Here is a 23531-nt window from a genome sequence, read left to right as displayed (position 1 = left end):
CTTATGCATGAGCGTATGCTCAGGTAAACCTTTATACCACTCTCTAAAGAGCCACTTCTTGTAGGAATTAGTGGCTCTTACGCCTGAGTATTTACTCAGGTGTTCCGCTTTTTAAGAGCTAGTGGGACTTATGCATGAGCGTATGCTCAGGTATTCATTGAAAATCACTTTCCTGGATTATCAATCTATAAAAAAGGTCACTAATTTATAAAATTAGTGACCTTAGTAAACGAGCTTTAACTCATTATTTCAAATGTTGTGTATACTCTAAGTTTTTAACTCTTTCACGAGCAGCTTTTAATTGTTCCAAACTAATATCTCTTGAAAGCTGATAGTTCTTCACATTCTCATCTAATTGATTCACACTACTTGCGCCAACTATAATCGAGCCTAGTGCGTCATGCGAAGTAAGATAATTAAATGTTAAGCCTGTTAAATTACTTTCTATTTCTTTAATAGAAGCAATTGTTTCTCCTAATTCTTGATAACTATAATCAAAAATACCTTCAGCAAACTTATCATCTAAAGCTTGATTACTATTAGAAGTTAATAGTCCTTTGAATACTGGTCCACGAGCGAGTACCTTTACCTTTTGTGCATGTATATCATCCAATAATGCTTCTGGTCTATTATCAATTAAGTTAAATTGTGACATTAGCGTTTCTATATCACTATGCTTTAAATAATAGTCAATTACATTTGGACGTATGGAAGAAATCCCATAAGCACGTACTAAGCCTTCTTGTTTTAACTCATCAAACGCACTAATTGTTTCATCTAATGGGTCATCAATCGTACCACCGTGCAATTGATATAAATCTAAATGATTTAATCCTAAACGTTTTAACGAATCTTTCACAGCTTCTTTTATATAAGTTTTTGATGGATCCCAAAAAGTAGAACCATCTTCAGCTAAATGATTACCAACTTTTGTACCTATAACGATATCATCTCTATCCTGGTATTTTTTTAACGCCTTACCCACGATATCTTCATTGATACCTTTATCATAAATATCTGCTGTATCAAAATAAGTAATGCCATGTTCTATCGCACGTTCAATAATAGGTTCTGCTTCATTATAATCAGTACCTAAACTCATACAACCTAAACCTAATTCTGAAACTTCGATACCACTTCTTAATACATTTTTTTGCATGTCGTTTCTCCTTTCGATACACTTAAATCATAGGGTGTAAAAACAATATATGCAATATTACTTAATTTGATGTGTATATTAACTGTAATAGTTGCTCCCTACATACTACCGTATATATCTTAACAATAACTCAAATCAAATAAAAGGAACGTGATTAAAATGAACCTATACGAAAAGTCAATACATAAAACATCCATTTACCAGGGGTCCATTATTGATTTAGAAGTACACGATGTTGAATTACCCGATGGTAAAACATCTAAACGTGAACTTGTTTATCACAACGGCGCGGTAGCAGTCTGTGCATTAACGCCTGAGAATAAAGTGTTACTTGTTAAACAATTTCGTAAACCAGCTGAAAAACCATTATTAGAAATTCCGGCAGGCAAACTAGAAATAGATGAGGTGCGTGCAGAAGCGGCTAAGCGTGAACTAGAAGAAGAAACCGGCTATATTGCTGATGATTTAGAATTAATAACTGAGATGTATGGATCTCCTGGTTTTTCAAATGAAAAAATATCAATTTATTTAGCTAAAGACTTAAAAATAGGTCAAATGAATTTAGATGATGATGAATTTATTGAGTTAGAACAGTATTCTCTATTAGAAGTCAAAGACATGTTGAAAAACAAAGAACTTGAAGACGCTAAAACGATTATTGCATTACAACACTTACTCCTTAATTATAATGATTATAAATAAGGAACGAGTATACTTGCGTATTTTATCAATTACTGGTATTTTATATATAAATCATTATACAAATTAAAATGATTATAATTATTAGTAGGGGAGTGAGGCTTCCGTGGAAGAACGTCTAAATCGCGTGAAGCAACAATTACAACAATCTTCATATAAATTAACGCCACAACGTGAAGCGACGTTACGTGTATTAATTGAAAATGAGAAAGATCATTTAAGTGCTGAAGATGTATATTTAAAGGTAAAAGACAAAGCACCTGAAATAGGTCTAGCTACTGTGTATCGTACACTTGAATTATTATCAGAACTTAAAGTAGTTGATAAAATTAATTTTGGAGATGGCGTTGCTCGATTTGATTTGCGTAAAGAAGGCGCAAAACATTTCCACCATCATCTCGTTTGTATGGAATGTGGTAAAGTTGAAGAAATTGAAGAAGATTTATTACCTCAAGTAGAAGAACGCGTTGAACAGGATTTTGACTTTAGAATCTTAGACCACCGTTTAACATTTCATGGCGTATGCTCAAATTGCCAAGCTCAAGGTAAATAATCTTGTACGAACAAAAACCTTTTATGAATAGAGGTGTTAAGCTTGGATGATATAATTGAAGAATACTTGAAATTTATACAATTAGAAAAAGGTTTGAGCACAAATACCATAGGTGCATATCGTAGAGATTTAAAAAAATACAAAGACTTTATAGAACTTCAAAAAATCAGTCACATTGATTTTGTAGATAGACAAGCTGTACAACTATGCCTTGGTCACTTACATGATGATGGAGCATCCGCAAAATCATTAGCGCGTTTTATATCAACGGTTAGGAGTTTTCACCAATTTGCTTTAAGAGAAAAATACGCAGCAAAAGATCCGACTGTGCTAATTGAAACACCTAGGTATGATCGTAAATTGCCTGACGTATTAGAAATTAATGAAGTGTTAGCATTATTAGAAACACCAGACCTTTCAAAAAATAACGGTTATAGAGACCGTACAATGTTAGAGCTTCTGTATGCTACAGGTATGCGTGTTTCTGAATTAATTCAAATTGAGCTTGAAGATATCAATTTAATTATGGGCTTTGTTAAGGTGTTCGGTAAAGGGAACAAAGAGCGTATCATCCCATTAGGAGATGCGGTTATCGATTATTTGACTACATATATTGATACGGTAAGGCCACAATTATTAAAAAGAACTGTCACGGATGTGTTATTTTTAAACATGCATGGCAAACCTTTATCTAGACAGGCGATATGGAAAATGATCAAACAAAATGGTGTCAAAGCAAATATTAACAAATCATTAACACCACATACCTTAAGGCATTCATTTGCAACACATTTATTAGAAAATGGAGCAGACTTACGAGCTGTTCAAGAAATGTTAGGACATTCCGACATTTCTACAACTCAACTGTATACCCATGTATCAAAATCACAAATTCGTAAAATGTATAATGAATTCCATCCACGTGCATAAACACAGACCAGTTTATTCGTAGAATAACTAGCCTGTGTTTTTATATGTCTAATATTCAAAATAGAAATTTCATTATTACATTTTAGTATTTCTTCTTTCGCGAAGTGCTTGTAAACGTGCAGCTTGAACCTCTGACCGATCTCTTTCTAAATGATGATTTACTATATAACTGTCCTCAATAGTATAATCAGTCATTGTAAAGTTAGGATAAGCCTTTAGGATAGCTTGTTGCATGCTTGGTGTTAACGGTAGTTGTATTGGTACAAAATGATCGTCATTTTTAGCAGCTGCTATTAATTCTAAAAGTAGTGCTTTATACGACTCTAATTCAATGCCCAATTCTGTATCATTAGTATAAGCTTGGATTACATTTAGCGCTTTACGAAATGATTTTATAGCACCTTTATGATTAGCCCGACGAAAATGATAACATCCTGTCGCTAATAAGATTAAACTTACAACTGCATCATCTTTTCGAAAGTGTTCGTTGTCTTTCCATGCTTCTTCTAATATGTCATGACATAAAAAATAGTGTTGTTTGGTGTGAAAGTGAAAATAAAAATCTTTCAATGCTTTTTCCATATTAAAACCGCTCCAAATTTAAATGTTTACTATAAACATGCTATAATATTTTAGTGAATTACGCACTTAACTTGCGATATGAGGTAGATAAAATGTATGAAGTAAAGTTAGATGCCTTTAATGGTCCTTTAGACTTATTATTGCATCTTATTCAAAAAATTGAAATTGATATTTATGATATTCCAATGAAGGAATTAACTGAGCAGTATATGCAATATATTCATGCGATGAATCAGTTAGAAATAAATATTGCAAGTGAATACTTAGTAATGGCTTCTGAATTACTTGTGATTAAAAGTAAGTTACTATTACCACAAACAAATGAAGAAGAAACTTTAGATGACGATCCACGTGATGATTTAGTCGGTCGATTAATTGAATATCAAAACTATAAAGCATATACAGAAATTCTAAATGAAAAGAAATCAGAACGCGCTTACTATTTTTCAAAGCATCCAACCGATTTATCACATTTAGAATCAACAGAAACATGGGATTCAGAAAACACAATAGATTTAACAGAATTAATCATTGCCTATCAGAAAGTGAAAAACAGAGTAGAATTTAATACACCTAAAACTGTTGATATACATAAAGAGACATTTACTATTCAACAAGCCACAACACAAGTTTCTGAACGTTTAAAACAGCATGATTCTTTCAATTTCTTTAGTTTGTTTAATTTTACTGAACCCATAGAAATGGTTGTAACGCATTTTCTAGCAATACTTGAAATGTCCAAATCTGGTATTGTTAACATTGAACAACCCAAAAGTTTTGATGATATCAACATTTTAAGAGGGGTAAACTATGGAATTGAACGTTAAAGGAATTTTAGAATCACTATTATATACAGCTGGTGATGAAGGGCTAGACAAAAAACAATTACTTGAAATTTTAGAAATAGATGAGGCTACTTTATCAGAACTTGTAAATACATATCAGTCTGATGGTTTAATGATTCAACATTTTGGACAAACTTATGTATTAACAACTAAAAAAGAGGCTTCAGAGTATATCGAGAAATTAATTGAACAAAAATCAAAAATGAAGTTATCACAAGCTGCAATGGAATCTTTATCTATTATTGCATACAATCAACCTTTATCACGAAGCGATATAGAAATGATTAGAGGTATTAATTCCGATGGTGCTGTGAAAACTTTAATTGCTAGAGGCCTTGTAGAAGCAAAAGATCAAGCTGATTCAAGAAGCCAGCAACTCTATACAACCGAATTATTTTTAAATGTATTTGGTATTGAGCATTTGGACGATTTACCTACAACAGATGAAGAAGATGAAGAAATCGAAGCATTCTTCAGTAATTTAGTGAACCAAAAAGGAGAAAATAATGAATAAAGAGACAGAAAGATTACAAAAACGCATAGCCAATAGTGGTTACACATCACGCCGTAAAGCAGAAACGCTTATTACAGAAGGTAAGGTTAAAGTCAACGGTTCGGTTGTTACTGAATTAGGTACTAAAGTGAAAAATTCAGATAGTATAGAGGTTGAAGGTATTAAACTAGAACAAGAAGATAAGTTATACATTTTGTTTTATAAACCAGCACAAGTAATTACAAGTGTATCTGATGATAGAGGCAGAAAAGTCGTAACTGATTACTTTAAAGAAATTAAAACTAGAATCTATCCTGTTGGCCGTTTAGATTACGACACTTCGGGGTTACTTTTATTAACGAACGATGGAGAGTTTACAAATTTAATGACGCATCCTAGCTATAAAATAAAGAAAAAGTATGTCGTTAAATTAAAAGGGTACCTTATGAGAGAAGAAGTTAAAGCATTAGAACAAGGTATAAAATTAGAAGACGGCGTTACGCAACCAGCAATTGTTAAAGTTAAAAATCAAGATAAAGATAAAAATAATACACTTGTTGAAATTACAATTACAGAAGGTCGCAATCGTCAAGTTCGTCGTATGTTTGAACACTTTGGACACCAAGTATCAAAACTTCAACGTATTGAATTCGGACCATTAGACTTAAAAGGGTTGAATGCGGGCGAGGGCAGAGTTTTAACGCCTCATGAAGTTAAAACCATTCGTCACCTTGCAGAGCACGGTAAATAGATATTAATTTCGCTTCTTCTATGCTTATGAGAATTTTTTCACAAACTTTAAGGTCACAGTCACTTTTAAAGACAAACCTATGATATAATATTGTTGAATATGAAAGTAGCAGTGTGGGAGGTATATATGCATGTCAAACGAAATACTTATCGTAGACGATGAAGACAGAATCAGAAGATTATTAAAGTTATATCTTGAAAGAGAATCTTTTGAAATACACGAAGCAAGTGATGGTAATGAAGCATATAAAATGGCTGTAGAACATGATTATGCTTGTATCTTATTAGATTTAATGCTACCAGAAATGGATGGAATCACCGTAGCATCTCGATTAAGAGAACATAAAGAAACACCAATTATTATGTTAACTGCTAAAGGTGAAGAAACAAACAGAGTAGAAGGGTTTGAGTCTGGTGCTGATGATTATATCGTTAAACCATTTTCACCACGTGAGGTTGTGTTACGTGTCAAAGCATTATTAAGACGTACTCAAGTTGCATCTCCTGAACAAAGTGAACCACATGCAAGAGATTTAATTGAATTTGATCACTTAGTTATAGATAATGATGCACACAGAGTGTTGGCTGATGGAAACCAAGTGAACTTGACACCTAAAGAATATGAGCTATTAATTTTCTTAGCCAAAACACCAAATAAAGTATTCGATAGAGAACAATTATTAAAAGAAGTCTGGCATTATGAGTTCTATGGCGACTTGCGTACAGTAGACACGCACGTTAAACGTTTAAGAGAAAAGTTAAATCGAGTATCAGAAGATGCCGCTCATATGATACAAACTGTATGGGGTGTGGGATATAAATTTGAAGTCAAATCAAATAATGAACCTACTTAATAGTGTAGTTGTAAAACTGTGGTTAACTATCATATTTATAGTAACCACAGTTTTAATTCTATTAAGTGCAGCTCTTATAACGTTTATACAGTCTTATTTCACTCAAGAAACAGAAGATTCTTTATTAAAAGACGCCAAAAGGATAAGCCAACTTGTAGAAAGTTCTGACGATAGAGCTACTGCTATCGAACATAGTCGTAAATTAATTGAAGGCCCTGTTGGTCTCATCATAATGAATGATAAACACAAAGATAACCACGACAATGATGTTACAAAAAATGAAATGTTCAAAGAAATTAAAAATAACAAAGATTATGATCGCGTCTTTGATCACGGCAAACAAATTTCAGAACATGTCACAGTTAGCTTTAATGACAAACAACGAACATATGTATTAATTGGTTACCCAACGAAAAATATTGAAGCAGCAAATAGTCCGAATAGTAAATATAGTGGCGTGTTTATCTATCAAGACTTAAAGACAATAGAAGAAACCAATAATGTGATTACAGTAATTATCTTAATCATTGCTATCATCTTTTTAGCAATAACAACCGTATTTGCATTCTTCTTATCGTCACGTATAACAAAGCCTCTACGTAATTTAAGGACGCAAGCTCTAAAAGTCTCTAAAGGTGATTATGCTCAAGTTGTACCAGTTAACTCAAAAGATGAAATTGGTGAATTATCACGCACATTTAATACAATGAGTTCTGAAATTCAACAGCATATTGACGCATTGTCATCCTCTAAAAATATTCGAGATAGTCTAATTAACTCCATGGTTGAAGGCGTTTTAGGATTTAATGACAAAAAAGAAATTATTATTTCTAATAAATTAGCCAATACCATTTTACAAATGTTAGATGAATATGCGCTAGAAAAATTAGATGAACAAAATGAACTTACATTTAGTAGCAAAAAAACGCAATTTGAAGTTTATGAAATCAATACACGTTATTTTGTAATTATCACTAGCTATATAGAGCAAATACAGCCTGATGGTAGAAGCGGTATCGTAGCCATAATTCGTGATATGACAAACGAGCATAATATGGATCAAATGAAAAAAGATTTCATTGCGAACGTCTCTCACGAATTACGTACACCTATATCTTTATTGCAGGGATACACTGAATCTATTGTTGATGGTATCGTAACTGAACCTGATGAAATTCATGAATCATTATCTATCGTTTTAGATGAAACTAAAAGATTGAATAGGTTGGTCAATGAATTATTAAATGTAGCGCGAATGGATGCTGAAGGTTTAACTGTAGATAAAGTTGTGCAACCAATTGATCCATTACTTAACAAAATGCAACAAAAGTATCAAAAGCATGCCAAAGATTTAGAATTAAATATGTGTTTAAACCCAGATACGCAACAACATTTATGGTATTTTGATTCGGATAGAATTGAACAAGTGTTAACTAATTTAATAGATAATGCGTCTAGATATACTGAACCTGGGGATACAATCAACATAGAGGTAAGCGAAACTAATTCAGAACAAATACTATATATATCCGACACCGGCTCTGGTATCGCACCCGAACATTTACAACAAGTTTTTGATCGTTTTTACAAAGTAGATACTGCACGTAAGCGTGGCAAACAAGGAACTGGGTTAGGATTATTTATCTGCCGTATGATTATTGATTCTCATGGTGGTACTATTGATGTACAAAGCAAACTAGGGGAAGGGACTACTTTTATCATTTCCTTACCTAAACCAGAGATTGAAGACGACAATAATTAAGTATCGTCACTAGATTAATGAATAACTAAATATAAGCATTATAATTTGAAATAATGAACAAATATAGAGCACATCCTTATATGCAATTCATTTATGTATAGAACTTAAAAACTGCCGACAAAGTTAAATGCCTTGTTGGCAGTTTTTATACCAGTTTCAACCATTTTATTTACGTTGATAATATATTTTAAGCAAGTCTATTGTTTTTATCTGAGCAATAAGCTATGATAAATTTATAAAATTTAAGAAATTCATCTTCGGGGTAGGGTGTAATTCCCAACCGGCAGTAATTTAAGCCTGCGACCCATTTTTCTAATTCATAGATTAATGGCTGATCTAGTGTGAATCTAGAGCCGACAGTATAGTCTGGATGGGAGAAGATGGAGGGTTTATTTGTTGTGCAATTATATCCTCCTATTCTGAGAAAGATGAATGGAAGGAGATAATTTAATATGCAACAACAAACAAAACGCCTCATTACGATTAGTATGTTGAGTGCAGTAGCATTTATTTTAATGTTTATAAAGTTCCCTATACCATTTTTACCACCATATTTAACTTTAGATTTTGGTGATGTACCAGCCTTGTTAGCAACATTCACACTAGGTCCTGTAGCTGGACTTATTGTAGAATTTATAAAAAACTTACTCAATTTTCTATTCAATGTTGGAGATCCAGTAGGCCCTGTAGCTAACTTTTTAGCGGCATCAAGCTTTTTATTAACAGCTTATTTCGTCACAAAACATAAAGGTGTCGTCAAATCTCAAATTATAGGACTTAGTGTGGCTACGTTAGTGATGACAATTGTTCTAAGTATACTAAACTACTTTGTTTTATTACCTTTATATGGCATGATTATGAACCTATCTGATGTAGTAGAAAATATTAAAATAGTTATTGTATCGGGCGTCATACCTTTTAATATTATTAAAGGTGTCGTCATCTCAATTGTCTTTATTCTTTTATATAGTCGATTAAAAAACGTTTTACCACGTTAAAATGATAGTATAACTTATCAAACGCCCTTCATTTTCACTGATTGAGTGAGAAGTGAAGGGCGTTTATATTTCAAATATTACATATAAAGGTTACTTTAAGGAATTTATAGCTGAGATTGCAGTTATTTCAAAACCGAATAGCCAGAATTCAATCATATTTACAATATCAATTCATTGGAGTAATACAACTTTATAGCATAACCGGACACAAAAAAACCGAGACAGTTATTTGTGTCCCGGATTTAAATTCAATTATGTCTAAGTCGTTAAAGAGGTTATTGCAATAGTAGATAACCGCTTGTTTACGCTTAAATATAATACATTTCTATTCAAATTTTAATGCGTCACCATCAAATGGTTCTTCTTCAATTTTAATAGAATCAGTAGGGCATCCGTCTATAGCATCTTCCATATCTTCATATAATTCTTCTGGTACCTCTGCAGTACCTTGGTTATCATCTAGTATTACATAAGCGATACCTTCGTCATCATAGTCATATATATCAGGGGCAGCGGCACCGCAAGCGCCACATGCTATGCATGTGTCCATATCAACAATTGTATATTTAGCCAATTTCTTCGCCTCCTTTGACAAAAATGCTACAATAATTACACAAATATTATTGTAATCACTGTTTATCATTTTTTCAAATGTTTTCGATTTATAAAAGTGAGGGAGCATCCATGTATAATTTAATTCATTTTGCATACACGAAGTCACATAATTACAAAACCGAAAAAAGTATATTTAATATTATCACAGGTAAAAAATCGCATCAAACCTTTTTTGATGCCTGTAGTCAACAACTCTTATCATTGTATCATAGTATGCCTAAACTAAAATATCCTTTATTCGAACAATATTCTAGTAATTCTAACATCAACGAACAACAAATTCAAAATATCATTAGCCACCCACGGCATACATATGACAGCTTATTAAACACTTTCAATGCACTACAATTGTTAACGCAAACGTTGTCCAATATCCAACATGACAATTATCAATTTGTACCTATTACACAACATAGAACAGTTCATCAAAAGGTTAAAGACTTATATAAAAAAATTTCTGACGACCAATTAGAAAAATCATTTATAGCAGAACTCACGTTACTTTTTCAATCTTTAACGAACCATAATAATGACATATACATTCATTATTATTTGCAAGGTTTCGAAGAAAGTATGTATACGAGACAACAAGTTAGTTTAATAGAAGCAATATCGCAGGAAATGCTTTTTGAATTAGAAATGAGGGATTTAGTAACTTTAATGTATGAAATAGAGAATGAAGAAAAGTATCCATTATTACATAGCTTAATTATTCTTCCGACATTGTTAAACAAAACCGAAAAAACTTATTTAGGAATACAAAATGGATTAAACTTCAAACAACTTGCTGCGCAGCAAAATGTTAAACCTAATACAATCGACGATCATATTTTAGAATTATTTATCAAAGGATACATAACCGATTACGATAGTTATTTAAACCATGTAGAATACAAACCATTTATAACTTATTATATAGCTAATCGCAGTGAAAGACTACGTAGCTATAAGGACACTTTCTCTGAACTCAGTTACTTTGAAATTAAATTAATTATTGTTGGTGTCGAAAGAGGTGAACTAAATGTTACATGATGACTTGAAAAAATGGTTTGGATTTGAATCATTTAAGCCTGGCCAAGAGGAAATTATTAACAATGTACTTAATAATATTGATACTTTAGGAATCCTGCCTACTGGTAGTGGTAAGAGCCTATGTTACCAATTACCAACCTACATAAAACAAAAGCCAACGTTAGTTATCTCTCCGTTAATTTCACTGATGGATGACCAAGTTATGCAACTTAAGTTACAAGGAGAAAAAAATGTATGTTGTATACATTCAGGCATGGATGAAAATGAAAAGCAACAAAACATTAACTGCTTAAACCAAAGTAAATTTATTTTTTTAAGTCCAGAGTTTATATTACAAAAACACAATTTCAAATTAATTAAACGTTTAAATATCGGTATGATTGTATTAGATGAAGCACATTGCTTATCAGAGTGGGGCTATGATTTTAGGCCACATTATGCACTTATAGGTAAAATCGTAAATTATTTCAATGATGCTACCGTATTAGCATTAACTGCAACAGCACCCTCTTATTTAACTTTTGATTTAGAGCAAATATTAAGTAAATCATTTTCAGTCATAAAAAATAGTATGAATAGAGATAACATTTCACTAGCACATAAAAATTTTGCTGATGATGATGAAAAATTAAAATGGCTTTTACCTACATTAGAGCAATCAGGGCCAACAATTATTTATGTATCATCTAAAAAAATGTGTCTATCATTAGCTCAAAGTATTTATAATTATGGTTTTTTAACTGGTATTTACCATGGTGATCTATCATACCAAGAAAGGCATACAGTACAACATCAATTTATTAATAATGAAATCCCGATTATCGTTGCTACAAGTGCTTTTGGCATGGGTATTAACAAAAAAGATATTAGAACAATTATTCATTTCCATTTATCTACAAGTCCATCTAGTTATATGCAAGAAATAGGTAGAGCAGGCCGTGACGGTAATCAAAGCCAAGCAATAAGCCTTTATCAACCTGATGATAGCTTTCTTCTAGAAACTTTATTATTTACAGACATAATTAACATTGAGGATGTAAATGCGTATGAATTATCACAGTTTCTACCACCTGAAAAGTCAGACATACTTGATGTACTAAGTACACAGTATACTTTTGAGCAATTGCGCAATATCTTTGATATGGCTTATAAACGTAAAAAATTAGGTTATATACGTATGCTAGGTTACAAAAATCTTGATCAATGCAGAAGATCTTATTTAGTTGAATTTTTTGACGAAATTCTGATAGAAAAGCCTAAATCATGTTGCGATAATGATTGTGAATTAAATTTAATAAATATAATAAATAGAAAAAAAGTAAAAAGAAAAATGGAATTTAATGAAAAAATACAAAATTTGTTTAAAAAATAGACAATTACTTTACTTCATATTTTCAATCAAGCTATAATACGATATATACACTTATTTAACAGTATTTTTTCTTAAAAAATTATACATATTTACGTTCTGTTAGGGTAAAACAGTATATACTTAAATAAAAAAGGAAGGATGATGAATTTGTCTAAGAACAATTTTAAAGATGATTTTGAAAAAAATCGTCAATCCATTGATCCAAAAGAACATCAAGACAATGCCAAGGATTCAGTTAACAATTCAGTTGACAATGTAAAAGAGGAAGTTTCTGATAAAACAGACGAACAATTCCCTCCAAGAAATGCTCAGCGAAGACAACGTAGAAGAGATACTGCTACAAATCAAGGTGAAGATGAACAGACTAATCAAACAGATCAACAAGAACATAGCGAGGATGAAGCATTTGATAGTGAACAGTACAACGAAGACAATTCAACATCTGACTTAACATCAGAACGTAACACTGATGACCCTTCACAAAATAACAATTTAAGCCATGAGCCTACTAGTGATAAAACAAATGCTAATGATCATAAGTACAGCGAAGACAATAATGGTTTAGAGGACGATAACAGTTCTAAGAAAAAAGGTGCTGCTGTAGCAGGCGGAGCTGCTGCTACTGGTGCTGGCGCTTATGCTGCTAGTAAACATAAGGGTAAAGATAGTTCAGATGCAAACCATGACGAGTCAAAAAATGACAATCAACAACATGCAGATGATCAAGATGTTGATGAAAATCAACCAGATAACCAATCCAATCAAGACCAAAACGAATCACAACAAGATGATTCTAAAAACGGCTCTAAGAAAAAAGGTGCTGCTGTAGCAGGTGGAGCCGCGGCTGCTGGAGCTGGTGCATATGCAGCTGGTAAGCATAAAGGTAAAAATGATAAAAACGCTAGTCATGATGATACATCAGAAAATGACAAAAACGACAACAAGGATCAACAAAATAACGAGAAAAGTAGTAACAAGAAAAAAGGTGCTGCTGTAGCAGGTGGAGCGGCAGCTGCTGGAACTGGTGCTGCTGCTGCCAGCCATTCAAAATCAAGCGGTGGTAATGGTGGTAACGGTAACGGCGGTAACGGTGGTAACAGCAATAATGACGATGACGATAACAAGAAGAAAAAAGGTGGTTTATTAGGTAAATTACTACCTATTCTTGCTGCTATCTTAATCTTAGCTGCAATTGCTATATTCGCCGGTATGGCACTTACTGGAAACAATGACGATAGTAACAACAACGATGATAAAAAAGTCGCTGATAATAAAGATAAAGATTCTGATAAAGACTCTGACAAAGATAAAAAATCAAATGACGATAAAGCTAACAAAGATGATGACAAAAATGCTTCTTCTGACTCAGATGACAACAGTAATTCTTCAGATGATGCCAATAGCGATTCTGACCAATCAGATTCTGACTCTCAAGACCAAGCAAATAGTGATCAAAATCAAAATAATCAAGATCAAGCTAATCAAAGCGATCAATCACAACAAAATCAACAAGATAGTCAATCACAACAAAATCAACAAGATAGTCAATCACAACAAAATGATCAAGCCAATACACAAAATGGTTCAACTGAACAATCTCAAGGTTCATCAAATAATAACCAACAGAATGACCAAGCTACAACTAATAATTCTGGACAACAAACACATGTTGTAAATGGGCAAAACCTTTATAGAATTGCCATCCAATATTACGGTGAAGGTTCTCCAGAAAATGTAGAAAAAATTAGAGAGGCGAATAACATACAAGGTAATGACATCCATAATGGTCAACGTTTAGTTATTCCTCAATAAAGAAAATAAGTATTTATTTCATAATTCAAAATGGATTGCAGCAATAATCCATTCAAATAAAAAAGATCTCACTATGAGCTTGTATTTATAGTGAGATCTTTTTTATTTTCTCAATATATTTATAGACACAAACAATTTTGTAATAAAATTTTCAATTTCTTTCATTTGGTTTTTTTAAAACTATTGGTATAATATATGGGTGGTAAAAGGAGGACGAAGGAAGAATGCAAACAGTCGAAAGTATAATTATAGGCGGCGGTCCTTGTGGACTTAGTGCTGCTATCGAACAAAAAAGAAAAGGTATAGATACATTAGTTATAGAAAAAGGGAATGTTGTAGATGCAATTTATAATTACCCAACACATCAAACGTTCTTTTCTTCAAGTGATAAATTAAGTATTGGGGACGTTCCGTTTATAGTGGAAGAAAGCAAACCACATCGTAATCAAGCGTTGGTTTACTATAGAGCTGTTGTAAAACATCACCAACTTCGTATTAATGCTTTTGAAGAAGTCCTCACGGTAAAAAAAATAAATAATCGTTTTACAATCACAACTACTAAGGACGTATATCAATGTAGATTTCTCACTGTAGCTACCGGTTATTACGGACATTATAATCAACTTGAAGTTGAAGGTGCTGAACTTCCTAAAGTTATGCATTACTTTAAAGAAGCGCATCCTTATTTTGATCAAAATGTAGTCATTATTGGCGGTAAAAATTCTGCTGTAGATGCGGCACTAGAATTAGAAAAAGCAGGTGCAAACGTTACAGTCATTTATCGAGGTAGTGATTATCCTAAAGCGATTAAACCTTGGATATTACCGAATTTTGAATCTCTCGTCCGTCACGAAAAAATTAATATGGCGTTTGATTCAAATGTAACTAAAATAACAGAAGATAGTGTTATTTATGAACAAAATGGGCAAACATTTGAAATAGCTAATGACTATGTTTTCGCGATGATAGGATACCACCCAGATTATGAATTCTTACAATCTATAGGTATTGAAATTAATGAGAATGAATATGGTACTGCACCAATCTATAATAAAGAAACATATGAGACAAATGTAGAAAATTGTTATATCGCAGGTGTTATTGCTGCAGGTAATGATGCAAACACAATATTTATTGAGAATGGTAAATATCATGGTGGTATTATAACTCAAAGTATTTTATCTAAAAAACAAACTCCACTTGAATCTTAAAATGATCATATTTTAATCACATTCTTAGCAAGTATTTATAATTATTCTTTAATAATCAAAATCAAAAAGCACAACCACTTATACTAGGTTATAAATGGTTGTGCTTTTTATTTACATATATTTCCATTATAACTGTGATTCAAAATATTGTTTTAACTGTTCTGATGACAATTGATTACTTAACCCTACAAGAAGTTTTAAACGTGCTTTAGGGCCATTTAAACCATTTGAGAAGATAACACCTTTCTCTGCTAGCGTTGCGCCGCCACCTTCATAAGCGTAAATTGGTCCAACAATACCATTGAATGATCTAGAAACTAGAACTATTGGTATATGTTTACGCAAACAATTATCCAAACCTTCCAAACTAGTTGGCGGTAAATTCCCTTGCCCAAGACCTTCAATAATAATACCATCTACATTGTTTTGGCTATAAAAAGTCAAGACATCACTGTTCATTCCCATATAAGCCTTAACTAAAGGAATGTTTAAATTGTGATCTATTACATCAAGGATTAGATGCTCAAAAGGTTTATGATGAAATTGAACACTGTTTTTAGTTACTACACCTAAAGGACCATGGTTTGGACTTTGAAATGTATTTGTATTAGAAGTATGTGTTTTTGTTACATTGCGAGCAGTATGTATCTCATCATTAAAGACAACCATAACACCCATATCTGTAGCTTCATCACTTGTTGCAACTCTAATAGCTGATATGAAATTATACAAACCATCCGAGCCAATTTCATTTGAGGAACGCATTGCACCTGTAATTGCTATAGGTTTAGAAATAGCAATTGTTAAATCTAGTAAGTATGCAGTTTCTTCCAATGTATCTGTACCATGTGTGATAACAAATGCATCAAAGCTTTCATTTTGAGCTGCATTTTCAATTAATTCTTTTAATTTTTCAACATATTTAATGTCCATATGTGGTGAGGGAACATTAAATGGTGTGATTTCAGTTACATCAGCATACCTTTCTATTACATCTTTATGATTAGATATAGGGTTATCTGTATTTGTAACTACTTTATTAGCTTCATCTTGTGACATGCTAATGGTACCACCAGTATGAATAACAAGAACTTTTTTCATGCGGGCATTCCTCCTATTTATAAAGTACATATTTATGATAAAATATTATTCATAAAACAACAAGGAAGGGTTACTAAAATGAAATTATTAAATATCGCACTTGATGGACCTGCAGCAGCAGGAAAAAGTACAATTGCTAAGCTTGTTGCTGGTGAATTATCTATGATCTATGTAGATACTGGTGCAATGTATCGTGCAATTACTTATAAATACTTACAACAAAATAAAACTGAAGACTTTAATGAATTAATCGATACGACAGAATTATCACTCACATATGATGAAATTAAAGGGCAAAGAGTCATTTTAGATAATCAAGATGTCACTGACTACTTAAGAGAAAATAATGTAACGAGTCATGTATCATATGTGGCTTCAAAAGAACCGGTTCGTACATTTGCAGTCAAAAAACAACAAGAATTAGCAGCTAAGAAAGGTATTGTTATGGACGGTAGAGATATCGGAACTGTCGTATTACCAAATGCTGATTTAAAAGTCTATATGATAGCTTCAGTGGAAGAACGTGCGTTACGTAGACAGAAAGATAATGAAGAAAGAGGTATTGAATCAAATATAGAGCAATTAAAAAAGGAGATTGCAGACAGAGATCATTATGATATGAATCGTGAAATTTCTCCTTTAATGAAGGCTGACGATGCCATTACTGTGGACACAACTGGTAAAAGCATAGAAACTGTAACAGCAGAAATATTAACTTTAGTAAAATCACTAGATTAATCGTAGATGCCTCTAATTTAATATAAATATTTTTCATATAGTGTAAAAAGGTTATACAATGAAAAAAGTGGGTATATAATACACGTGTATTATTATACTAATCAGAATTAATATACTATATAAAAATGTAAAGTATAGGTAAATTTTTAGTTCTTTTTGTTAGATTAGAAAAGCCTATTTTACAAAACATTAACAATTTAAAATCGATTCTCTCGAATAAAGGGGAATTTCTTGACAATTCTGTCAGTTTATAAGATGTTATAATTATGTAGTGTAATAAGGAGGCAGACAAGATGACTGAAGAGTTTAACGAATCAATGATTAACGAGATTAAAGAAGGGGATAAGGTTACTGGTGAAGTTCAAGAAATTGAAGAAAAACAAGTAATCATCCATGTCAATGGTGGTAAATTTAATGGCATCATCCCTATTAGTCAACTTTCAACGCATCATATTGACAACCCAAGCGATGCAGTAAAAGTTGGTGATGAAATCGGTGCATATGTTACGAAAGTAGAATATGACGAAGAAAATGAAACGGGTGCATACATCCTTTCAAAACGCCAACTCGAAACTGAAAAATCATATGAATTTTTACAAGAACAGTTAGATAATAACCAAACTATCGAAGCTAAAGTCACAGAAGTAGTTAAAGGTGGTTTAGTTGTAGATGTTGGCCAAAGAGGATTTGTACCAGCCTCATTAATTTCTACAGATTTCATTGAAGATTTCTCTGGTTTTGAAGGACAAATTTTAAAACTTAAAGTTGAAGAATTAGATCCTGCAAATAATCGTGTCATTCTTAGTCGAAAAGCAGTAGAGGCACTAGAAAACGCAGAGAAAAAAGATAAATTACTGGAGTCACTTAACGAAGGTGACGTTATCGAAGGTAAAGTAGCGCGTTTAACTAATTTCGGTGCTTTTGTTGATATTGGAGGCGTGGACGGTCTTGTACACGTTTCGGAATTATCACACGAACATGTTAAATCACCTGAAGATATTGTGGCTATTGGAGATAGCGTGAAAGTTAAAATCAAATCAGTAGACAAAGATTCTGAACGTATTTCACTGTCTATCAAAGATACATTACCAAGTCCTTTTGAAGCAATTAAAGGCGAAATCAATGAAGGTGACGTTATCGAAGGAACTGTAGTTAGATTGACTAACTTTGGTGCTTTCGTGGAGATTCAACCTGGCGTACAAGGATTAGTTCATATTTCAGAAATTAGTCATTCACACATCGGCACACCTGGCGAGGTATTACAACCAGGCGAAAAAGTGAGTGTGAAAGTACTCAGTGTGGATCCTGAAAACGAACGTATTTCATTATCAATAAAAGCAACATTACCAGATGAAAATGTCATTGAAAGCGATAGCGAAACGACGCAATCTTATTTAAATGATACTTCAGAAGATGAAGATAACCCAACGCTTGGTGATGTATTTGGAGATAAATTAAAAGACTTCAAATTTTAACAATGTAAGTAATAGCAACTTTAAATCTTGCCCTAGTATATGTTAGGGCAAGATTTCTTTTTTTGTTATTCAAAATTTGTATGATAATTCTATAACAAAAATATTGATTTAATATTTCTTTTGATTTCATTACCCCTTATGATAGAATTATAGAGATTAAAGAAGAGAGGAAGTTAGTTTATGACTAAACCTATAGTAGCAATTGTAGGGAGGCCAAATGTAGGCAAATCTACAATTTTTAACAGAGTCGTAGGTGAACGCGTTTCAATCGTAGAAGATACACCTGGCGTGACTCGCGATAGAATTTATTCATCAGGTGAATGGTTGACTCACGATTTTAACATTATTGATACTGGTGGTATCGAGATTGGAGATGCCCCATTCCAAACACAAATAAGAGCACAAGCTGAAGTTGCAATCGATGAAGCCGATGTAATTATCTTTATGGTAAACGTAAGAGAAGGCCTAACTCAAAGTGATGAAATGGTTGCTCAAATGTTATATAAATCAAAAAAACCGGTAGTACTAGCCGTAAATAAAGTTGATAATCCAGAAATGAGAAATGAAATTTACGATTTCTACTCACTTGGTTTCGGGGATCCGTATCCAATTTCTGGTTCTCACGGACTAGGTTTGGGAGATTTATTAGACGAAGTTGTTAAACATTTTAAAGAAGAAGAACCAGACCCATATGATGATGATACAATACGTTTATCAATCATTGGACGACCAAACGTTGGTAAATCAAGTTTAGTAAATGCAATCCTAGGTGAAGATCGTGTAATCGTATCAAACGTAGCTGGTACTACTAGAGACGCTGTTGATACCGAATATAGTTACGATGATCAAGATTATGTATTGATAGACACTGCAGGAATGCGTAAAAAAGGTAAAGTCTATGAAAATACAGAAAAATATTCAGTGCTACGTGCTTTAAAAGCCATTGAACGCTCAAATGTGATTTTAATCGTCATTGATGCAGATCAAGGTATCATCGAGCAAGATAAGCGTGTTGCTGGCTATGCACATGAAGAAGGTAAAGCAATTGTAATTGTAGTGAATAAATGGGATACAGTAGATAAAGAAACGAATACTATGAAAAAATTTAAAGATGAAGTTCGTAAAGAATTCCAATTTTTAGATTATGCAGAGGTTGCATTTGTTTCCGCAAAAGAGAAGCAACGTCTCAGAACATTATTCCCATATATTAAAGAAGCTAGTGAGAATCATAAAAAACGTGTTCAAAGTTCCACGCTAAATGAAGTGATTACGGATGCAATTTCCATGAATCCTACACCTACAGATAAAGGTCGACGTTTAAATGTATTCTATGCTACGCAAGTTGCAATTGAACCGCCGACATTTATCGTGTTTGTAAATGATGTCGAGCTATTGCATTTTTCATACAAACGTTATTTAGAAAATCAAATTAGAGCTGCATTCGGCTTTGAAGGTACACCAGTACACATTATAGCAAGGAAAAGAAATTAATACCGGGGGGATTCCATGACTAAAGTAACAGTCTTTGGTACAGGAAGTTTTGGTACGGCATTAGCAAATGTCTTAGCAGAAAACGGACACCAAGTTTTAATGTGGGGGAAAAATGAACAAACAATCGATGAGATTAATTCACAACACATTAATAGCAAATACTTAAAAAACGCACAGCTTAATGACACAATAGAAGCAACATTAGATATTAACAGCGCCGTATCATTCTCAGAAGTCTATTTAATGGCGTTACCGACAAAAGCAATGAGAGAAGTAGCGAAATCAATCGATTCACTCTTAAGCTCTAAAAAGACCTTTATTCACGTTGCAAAAGGCATTGAAAACGAAACATATAAACGTGTTTCTGAAATGTTGGAAGATTCAATTTCACCAGAGCATAATGCAGGTATAGGTGTACTTTCAGGACCAAGTCATGCTGAAGAAGTTGTAATTAAACAACCAACTACTGTAGCAGCTTCATCTAAAACACCAGAAGTCAGTCAACTAACTCAAGACCTTTTCATGAATGATTATTTACGTGTATATACAAATGATGACTTAGTAGGCGTTGAACTAGGTGGCGCATTAAAAAATATCATTGCAGTAGCTAGTGGCGTTATATCAGGGATGGGATTCGGTGATAATGCTAAAGCAGCGCTTATGACTAGAGGTTTAGCTGAAATTAGCCGCTTAGGTGAAAAACTAGGCGCAGACCCAATTACGTTCCTAGGCTTAGGAGGCATAGGAGACTTAATTGTAACTTGTACCTCAACCCATTCTAGAAATTATACACTTGGTTATAAATTAGGTGAAGGTAAATCATTAGACACAGCTTTAAACGAAATGAACATGGTCGTTGAAGGTGTATATACAACAAAATCTGTTTATCACCTAGCTAAAGAGGTCGATGTAGATATGCCAATCACTGCCGCACTTTATAGTGTATTGTTTGAAAATAGACCAGTTGATGAAAGCGTTAAAGACTTGATGGGACGTGGAAAGAAAGCAGAATAGTGAGGTATTATTACACTTTTTAGTTAATTTATATCAATTAACTGTCAAAATCCTATTATTTCAACGTTTTTTGCGCATAAATCATTGCAGTAGCAGTAATCGTTGTGTTAAAGTCATAGCATAATGATATTAAGTTATCATTATTAACCCTAGGGGAGGTGAATTCATAATGAACAAGACAGATTTAATCAATGCTGTTGCAGAACAAGCTGACTTAACTAAAAAAGAAGCTGGCTTAGCTGTAGATGCAGTATTCGAATCAATTCAATCATCACTTTCTAAAGGTGAAAAAGTACAATTAATTGGATTCGGTAACTTCGAAGTACGCGAACGCGCTGCTCGTAAAGGCCGTAACCCTCAAACTGGTAAAGAAATTGATATCCCTGCAAGCAAAGTTCCAGCATTTAAAGCTGGTAAAGCTTTAAAAGACGCAGTAAAATAATTCTTTACTCAAAGTAAAGCCCTTTTCAAGGGGCTTTTTCTTTTTTATAGAGAATTTTTTATAAAGCTTTAAATCATATATCTTTTAACTTTATAATTGTGATATCATTCGAAGTAGCGATTTTTAATAAATGCAGTAATGCAACTACTGAAAATTAGTGAGTTTGTTAAACAAATTTACATATAACAATTACTCTATTACACAAATACATGAGTATTTTTAATATATATTACATAAATATCCTTTACTTTGATTTACGTTGATTTTATTTTTCTCTATATAATGTTAATATGTATATGGATAATAACGTGAGGTGTGAACATGGAAACGACATTCAGCATATTAGAAACTCAAATTGCACAGCGACTCAGCAGTGTAAATCATTATGAACCAATCTATATCAATCAAGCATTAGCAGAAATACTTGATTCTTATGATATACCTCAAGAAGCTAAATTAGCTTGCCTCACAATAGATACTGCGATGCGTCATCTAGACGAAGTTTCAACTACGTTATCGTCTAAGAAATCTATTTTAATTGGCGACTTATTAAGCGCTCATTTTTATACATTATTAGCAAAACTCAATGATCCAATTTATCAAAAAGAAATTAGTACAGCAATTGTTGAAGTGAATGAAATGAAATCTTCAATTCATCATGACGCAATTGATAATAATGACATTAGTGACTATATTTTAAAAGTTGAAAATACTTTTCCGTTCATTACAATTAAAAGATATGTCCCTGAAGTTAATATTAATTTTATCAATGACAAAATGATAGCGAGTTTAGCTGAACATCATCCTTCTTACTTAGGCGAATTTTCTAAAGAAAAACTAGATGGTTTTATAGATAAATTAAAAGCTGAAATACATTCAAAAAGAGGTAATTAACATGGCAGATAATAAAGCAAAAAAAGAACAAGTACACAACGTTTTTCAAAATATTTCTGGTAAATATGATCGACTCAACAATATCATTAGCTTTGAACAGCACAAGACATGGAGAAAACGTGTTATGAAAGAAATGAACGTTAAATCTGGAAGCAAAGCACTAGATGTATGTTGTGGTACTGCTGATTGGACTATCTCATTAAGCAAAGCAGTGGGGCCAACTGGCGAAGTAATTGGTGTTGATTTCAGCGAAAACATGCTTGAAGTCGGTAAAAGCAAGACATCAGACATGCATAATTTAAAGCTTGTACATGGCGATGCAATGAATTTACCATTTGAAGACAACGAATTTGATTACGTAACTATTGGATTTGGTTTAAGAAATGTGCCTGATTATTTAGCAACTTTAAAAGAACTGAACCGCGTTTTAAAACCTGGTGGAATGGTTGTTTGTTTAGAAACTAGCCAACCAACAACACCTGTTTTCAAACAATGCTATAAACTTTATTTTAAATTTGTAATGCCAATCTTTGGTAAAATATTTGCGAAATCCAAAGACGAATACGAATGGTTACAACAATCTACATTCGATTTTCCAGATAAAGAAAAATTGAAACGTTTGTTTACACAAGCTGGTTTCAGCAACATAAAAGTCCGTAGCTTTACAGGTGGCGTTGCAGCAATGCACCTTGGCTATAAATAAAATGAA

The 23531-nt window shown here is 32.7% G+C and carries 24 protein-coding genes and 1 riboswitch; of the genes, 20 read left to right on the top strand and 4 right to left on the bottom strand.

Going from position 1 to position 23531, the window contains the following annotated elements:
• Window positions 1-244: 244 nt before the first annotated feature.
• Window positions 245-1159: an aldo/keto reductase gene (locus tag D9V42_RS09845; protein WP_107555745.1), complete on the bottom strand. Its 915-nt coding sequence runs from the start codon at window positions 1157-1159 to the stop codon at window positions 245-247.
• 159 nt (window positions 1160-1318) lie between these two features.
• On the opposite strand from D9V42_RS09845, the gene D9V42_RS09840 reads away from it, so the two are divergent.
• The 3 genes from D9V42_RS09840 (at window position 1319) to xerD (ending at window position 3341) form a co-directional block, all read left to right on the top strand.
• On the top strand, window positions 1319-1861 hold the full coding sequence (locus D9V42_RS09840; RefSeq protein WP_122064750.1) for an NUDIX hydrolase: 543 nt from the start codon (window positions 1319-1321) through the stop codon (window positions 1859-1861).
• A gap of 103 nt (window positions 1862-1964) precedes the next feature.
• Complete coding sequence (gene fur / locus D9V42_RS09835) at window positions 1965-2411, top strand: ferric iron uptake transcriptional regulator (protein ID WP_017724534.1); 447 nt, start codon at window positions 1965-1967, stop codon at window positions 2409-2411.
• Window positions 2412-2453: 42 nt separating this feature from the next.
• Window positions 2454-3341: a site-specific tyrosine recombinase XerD gene (gene xerD / locus D9V42_RS09830; protein ID WP_107555744.1), complete on the top strand. Its 888-nt coding sequence runs from the start codon at window positions 2454-2456 to the stop codon at window positions 3339-3341.
• A 75-nt stretch (window positions 3342-3416) separates the two neighbouring features.
• Here the strand turns inward: xerD and D9V42_RS09825 are convergent, their stop codons facing one another.
• A complete protein-coding gene (locus D9V42_RS09825; protein ID WP_107555743.1) occupies window positions 3417-3923 on the bottom strand; it encodes a DUF309 domain-containing protein in 507 nt (168 codons plus the stop codon).
• A 92-nt stretch (window positions 3924-4015) separates the two neighbouring features.
• Here D9V42_RS09825 and D9V42_RS09820 point away from each other — a divergent pair, with 92 nt between their 5' ends.
• The 6 genes from D9V42_RS09820 (at window position 4016) to D9V42_RS09795 (ending at window position 9625) form a co-directional block, all read left to right on the top strand.
• Complete coding sequence (locus D9V42_RS09820; protein ID WP_107555742.1) at window positions 4016-4750, top strand: segregation and condensation protein A; 735 nt, start codon at window positions 4016-4018, stop codon at window positions 4748-4750.
• Window positions 4740-5282 (top strand): SMC-Scp complex subunit ScpB, encoded by a 543-nt coding sequence (gene scpB, locus D9V42_RS09815; protein ID WP_167456101.1) that lies wholly within the window; start codon window positions 4740-4742, stop codon window positions 5280-5282. The genes D9V42_RS09820 and scpB overlap by 11 nt, the downstream gene beginning before the upstream one ends.
• Entirely contained in the window at window positions 5275-6012 is a 738-nt protein-coding gene (locus tag D9V42_RS09810; RefSeq protein ID WP_017724529.1) for a pseudouridine synthase, read from the top strand. The genes scpB and D9V42_RS09810 overlap by 8 nt, the downstream gene beginning before the upstream one ends.
• A gap of 130 nt (window positions 6013-6142) precedes the next feature.
• A complete protein-coding gene (locus tag D9V42_RS09805; protein WP_107555741.1) occupies window positions 6143-6865 on the top strand; it encodes a response regulator in 723 nt (240 codons plus the stop codon).
• Window positions 6852-8627 (top strand): ATP-binding protein, encoded by a 1776-nt coding sequence (locus D9V42_RS09800; RefSeq protein WP_172592854.1) that lies wholly within the window; start codon window positions 6852-6854, stop codon window positions 8625-8627. The genes D9V42_RS09805 and D9V42_RS09800 overlap by 14 nt, the downstream gene beginning before the upstream one ends.
• A gap of 249 nt (window positions 8628-8876) precedes the next feature.
• Window positions 8877-9013: riboswitch (FMN riboswitch) on the top strand.
• Window positions 9014-9079: 66 nt separating this feature from the next.
• The gene (locus D9V42_RS09795) at window positions 9080-9625 is read left to right on the top strand and encodes an ECF transporter S component (protein WP_122064746.1); all 546 of its coding nucleotides are present in this window, start codon (window positions 9080-9082) and stop codon (window positions 9623-9625) included.
• 325 nt (window positions 9626-9950) lie between these two features.
• Here the strand turns inward: D9V42_RS09795 and D9V42_RS09790 are convergent, their stop codons facing one another.
• Complete coding sequence (locus D9V42_RS09790; protein WP_026113585.1) at window positions 9951-10199, bottom strand: ferredoxin; 249 nt, start codon at window positions 10197-10199, stop codon at window positions 9951-9953.
• A 110-nt stretch (window positions 10200-10309) separates the two neighbouring features.
• On the opposite strand from D9V42_RS09790, the gene D9V42_RS09785 reads away from it, so the two are divergent.
• The 4 genes from D9V42_RS09785 (at window position 10310) to ypdA (ending at window position 15667) form a co-directional block, all read left to right on the top strand.
• Complete coding sequence (locus D9V42_RS09785; protein WP_107555739.1) at window positions 10310-11272, top strand: helix-turn-helix domain-containing protein; 963 nt, start codon at window positions 10310-10312, stop codon at window positions 11270-11272.
• Window positions 11262-12644 (top strand): RecQ family ATP-dependent DNA helicase, encoded by a 1383-nt coding sequence (locus D9V42_RS09780; RefSeq protein ID WP_122064744.1) that lies wholly within the window; start codon window positions 11262-11264, stop codon window positions 12642-12644. Before D9V42_RS09785 ends, D9V42_RS09780 begins: the two co-directional genes overlap by 11 nt.
• 141 nt (window positions 12645-12785) lie before the next feature.
• Complete coding sequence (ebpS, locus tag D9V42_RS09775; RefSeq protein ID WP_122064742.1) at window positions 12786-14456, top strand: elastin-binding protein EbpS; 1671 nt, start codon at window positions 12786-12788, stop codon at window positions 14454-14456.
• A 224-nt stretch (window positions 14457-14680) separates the two neighbouring features.
• Window positions 14681-15667 carry a bacillithiol disulfide reductase YpdA gene (gene ypdA / locus D9V42_RS09770; RefSeq protein WP_122064740.1) on the top strand — a complete coding sequence of 329 codons (987 nt, stop codon included), beginning with the start codon at window positions 14681-14683 and terminating at the stop codon, window positions 15665-15667.
• A gap of 126 nt (window positions 15668-15793) precedes the next feature.
• Here the strand turns inward: ypdA and D9V42_RS09765 are convergent, their stop codons facing one another.
• Complete coding sequence (locus D9V42_RS09765; protein WP_107556126.1) at window positions 15794-16768, bottom strand: asparaginase; 975 nt, start codon at window positions 16766-16768, stop codon at window positions 15794-15796.
• A gap of 78 nt (window positions 16769-16846) precedes the next feature.
• On the opposite strand from D9V42_RS09765, the gene cmk reads away from it, so the two are divergent.
• The 7 genes from cmk (at window position 16847) to D9V42_RS09730 (ending at window position 23525) form a co-directional block, all read left to right on the top strand.
• Window positions 16847-17506, top strand: a complete 660-nt coding sequence (gene cmk, locus D9V42_RS09760) for a (d)CMP kinase (protein ID WP_107556133.1) — start codon at window positions 16847-16849, stop codon at window positions 17504-17506.
• A gap of 293 nt (window positions 17507-17799) precedes the next feature.
• Window positions 17800-18981 (top strand): 30S ribosomal protein S1, encoded by a 1182-nt coding sequence (gene rpsA, locus D9V42_RS09755; RefSeq protein WP_107556127.1) that lies wholly within the window; start codon window positions 17800-17802, stop codon window positions 18979-18981.
• Window positions 18982-19161: 180 nt separating this feature from the next.
• On the top strand, window positions 19162-20472 hold the full coding sequence (gene der, locus D9V42_RS09750) for a ribosome biogenesis GTPase Der (protein ID WP_017724517.1): 1311 nt from the start codon (window positions 19162-19164) through the stop codon (window positions 20470-20472).
• 15 nt (window positions 20473-20487) lie between these two features.
• Entirely contained in the window at window positions 20488-21486 is a 999-nt protein-coding gene (locus tag D9V42_RS09745) for an NAD(P)H-dependent glycerol-3-phosphate dehydrogenase (protein ID WP_122064738.1), read from the top strand.
• Window positions 21487-21655: 169 nt separating this feature from the next.
• The gene (locus D9V42_RS09740; RefSeq protein WP_002483248.1) at window positions 21656-21928 is read left to right on the top strand and encodes an HU family DNA-binding protein; all 273 of its coding nucleotides are present in this window, start codon (window positions 21656-21658) and stop codon (window positions 21926-21928) included.
• A 321-nt stretch (window positions 21929-22249) separates the two neighbouring features.
• Complete coding sequence (locus D9V42_RS09735) at window positions 22250-22822, top strand: heptaprenyl pyrophosphate synthase subunit A (protein WP_122064736.1); 573 nt, start codon at window positions 22250-22252, stop codon at window positions 22820-22822.
• 1 nt (window position 22823) lies between these two features.
• Window positions 22824-23525, top strand: coding sequence for a demethylmenaquinone methyltransferase (locus D9V42_RS09730; protein WP_107556130.1), 702 nt, complete (start codon window positions 22824-22826; stop codon window positions 23523-23525).
• Window positions 23526-23531 lie beyond the last annotated feature (6 nt).

The sequence above is a fragment of the Staphylococcus pseudoxylosus genome, assembly GCF_003697915.1.
Classification (GTDB): domain Bacteria; phylum Bacillota; class Bacilli; order Staphylococcales; family Staphylococcaceae; genus Staphylococcus; species Staphylococcus pseudoxylosus.
This window is presented reverse-complemented; position numbering and strand designations above follow the sequence as displayed.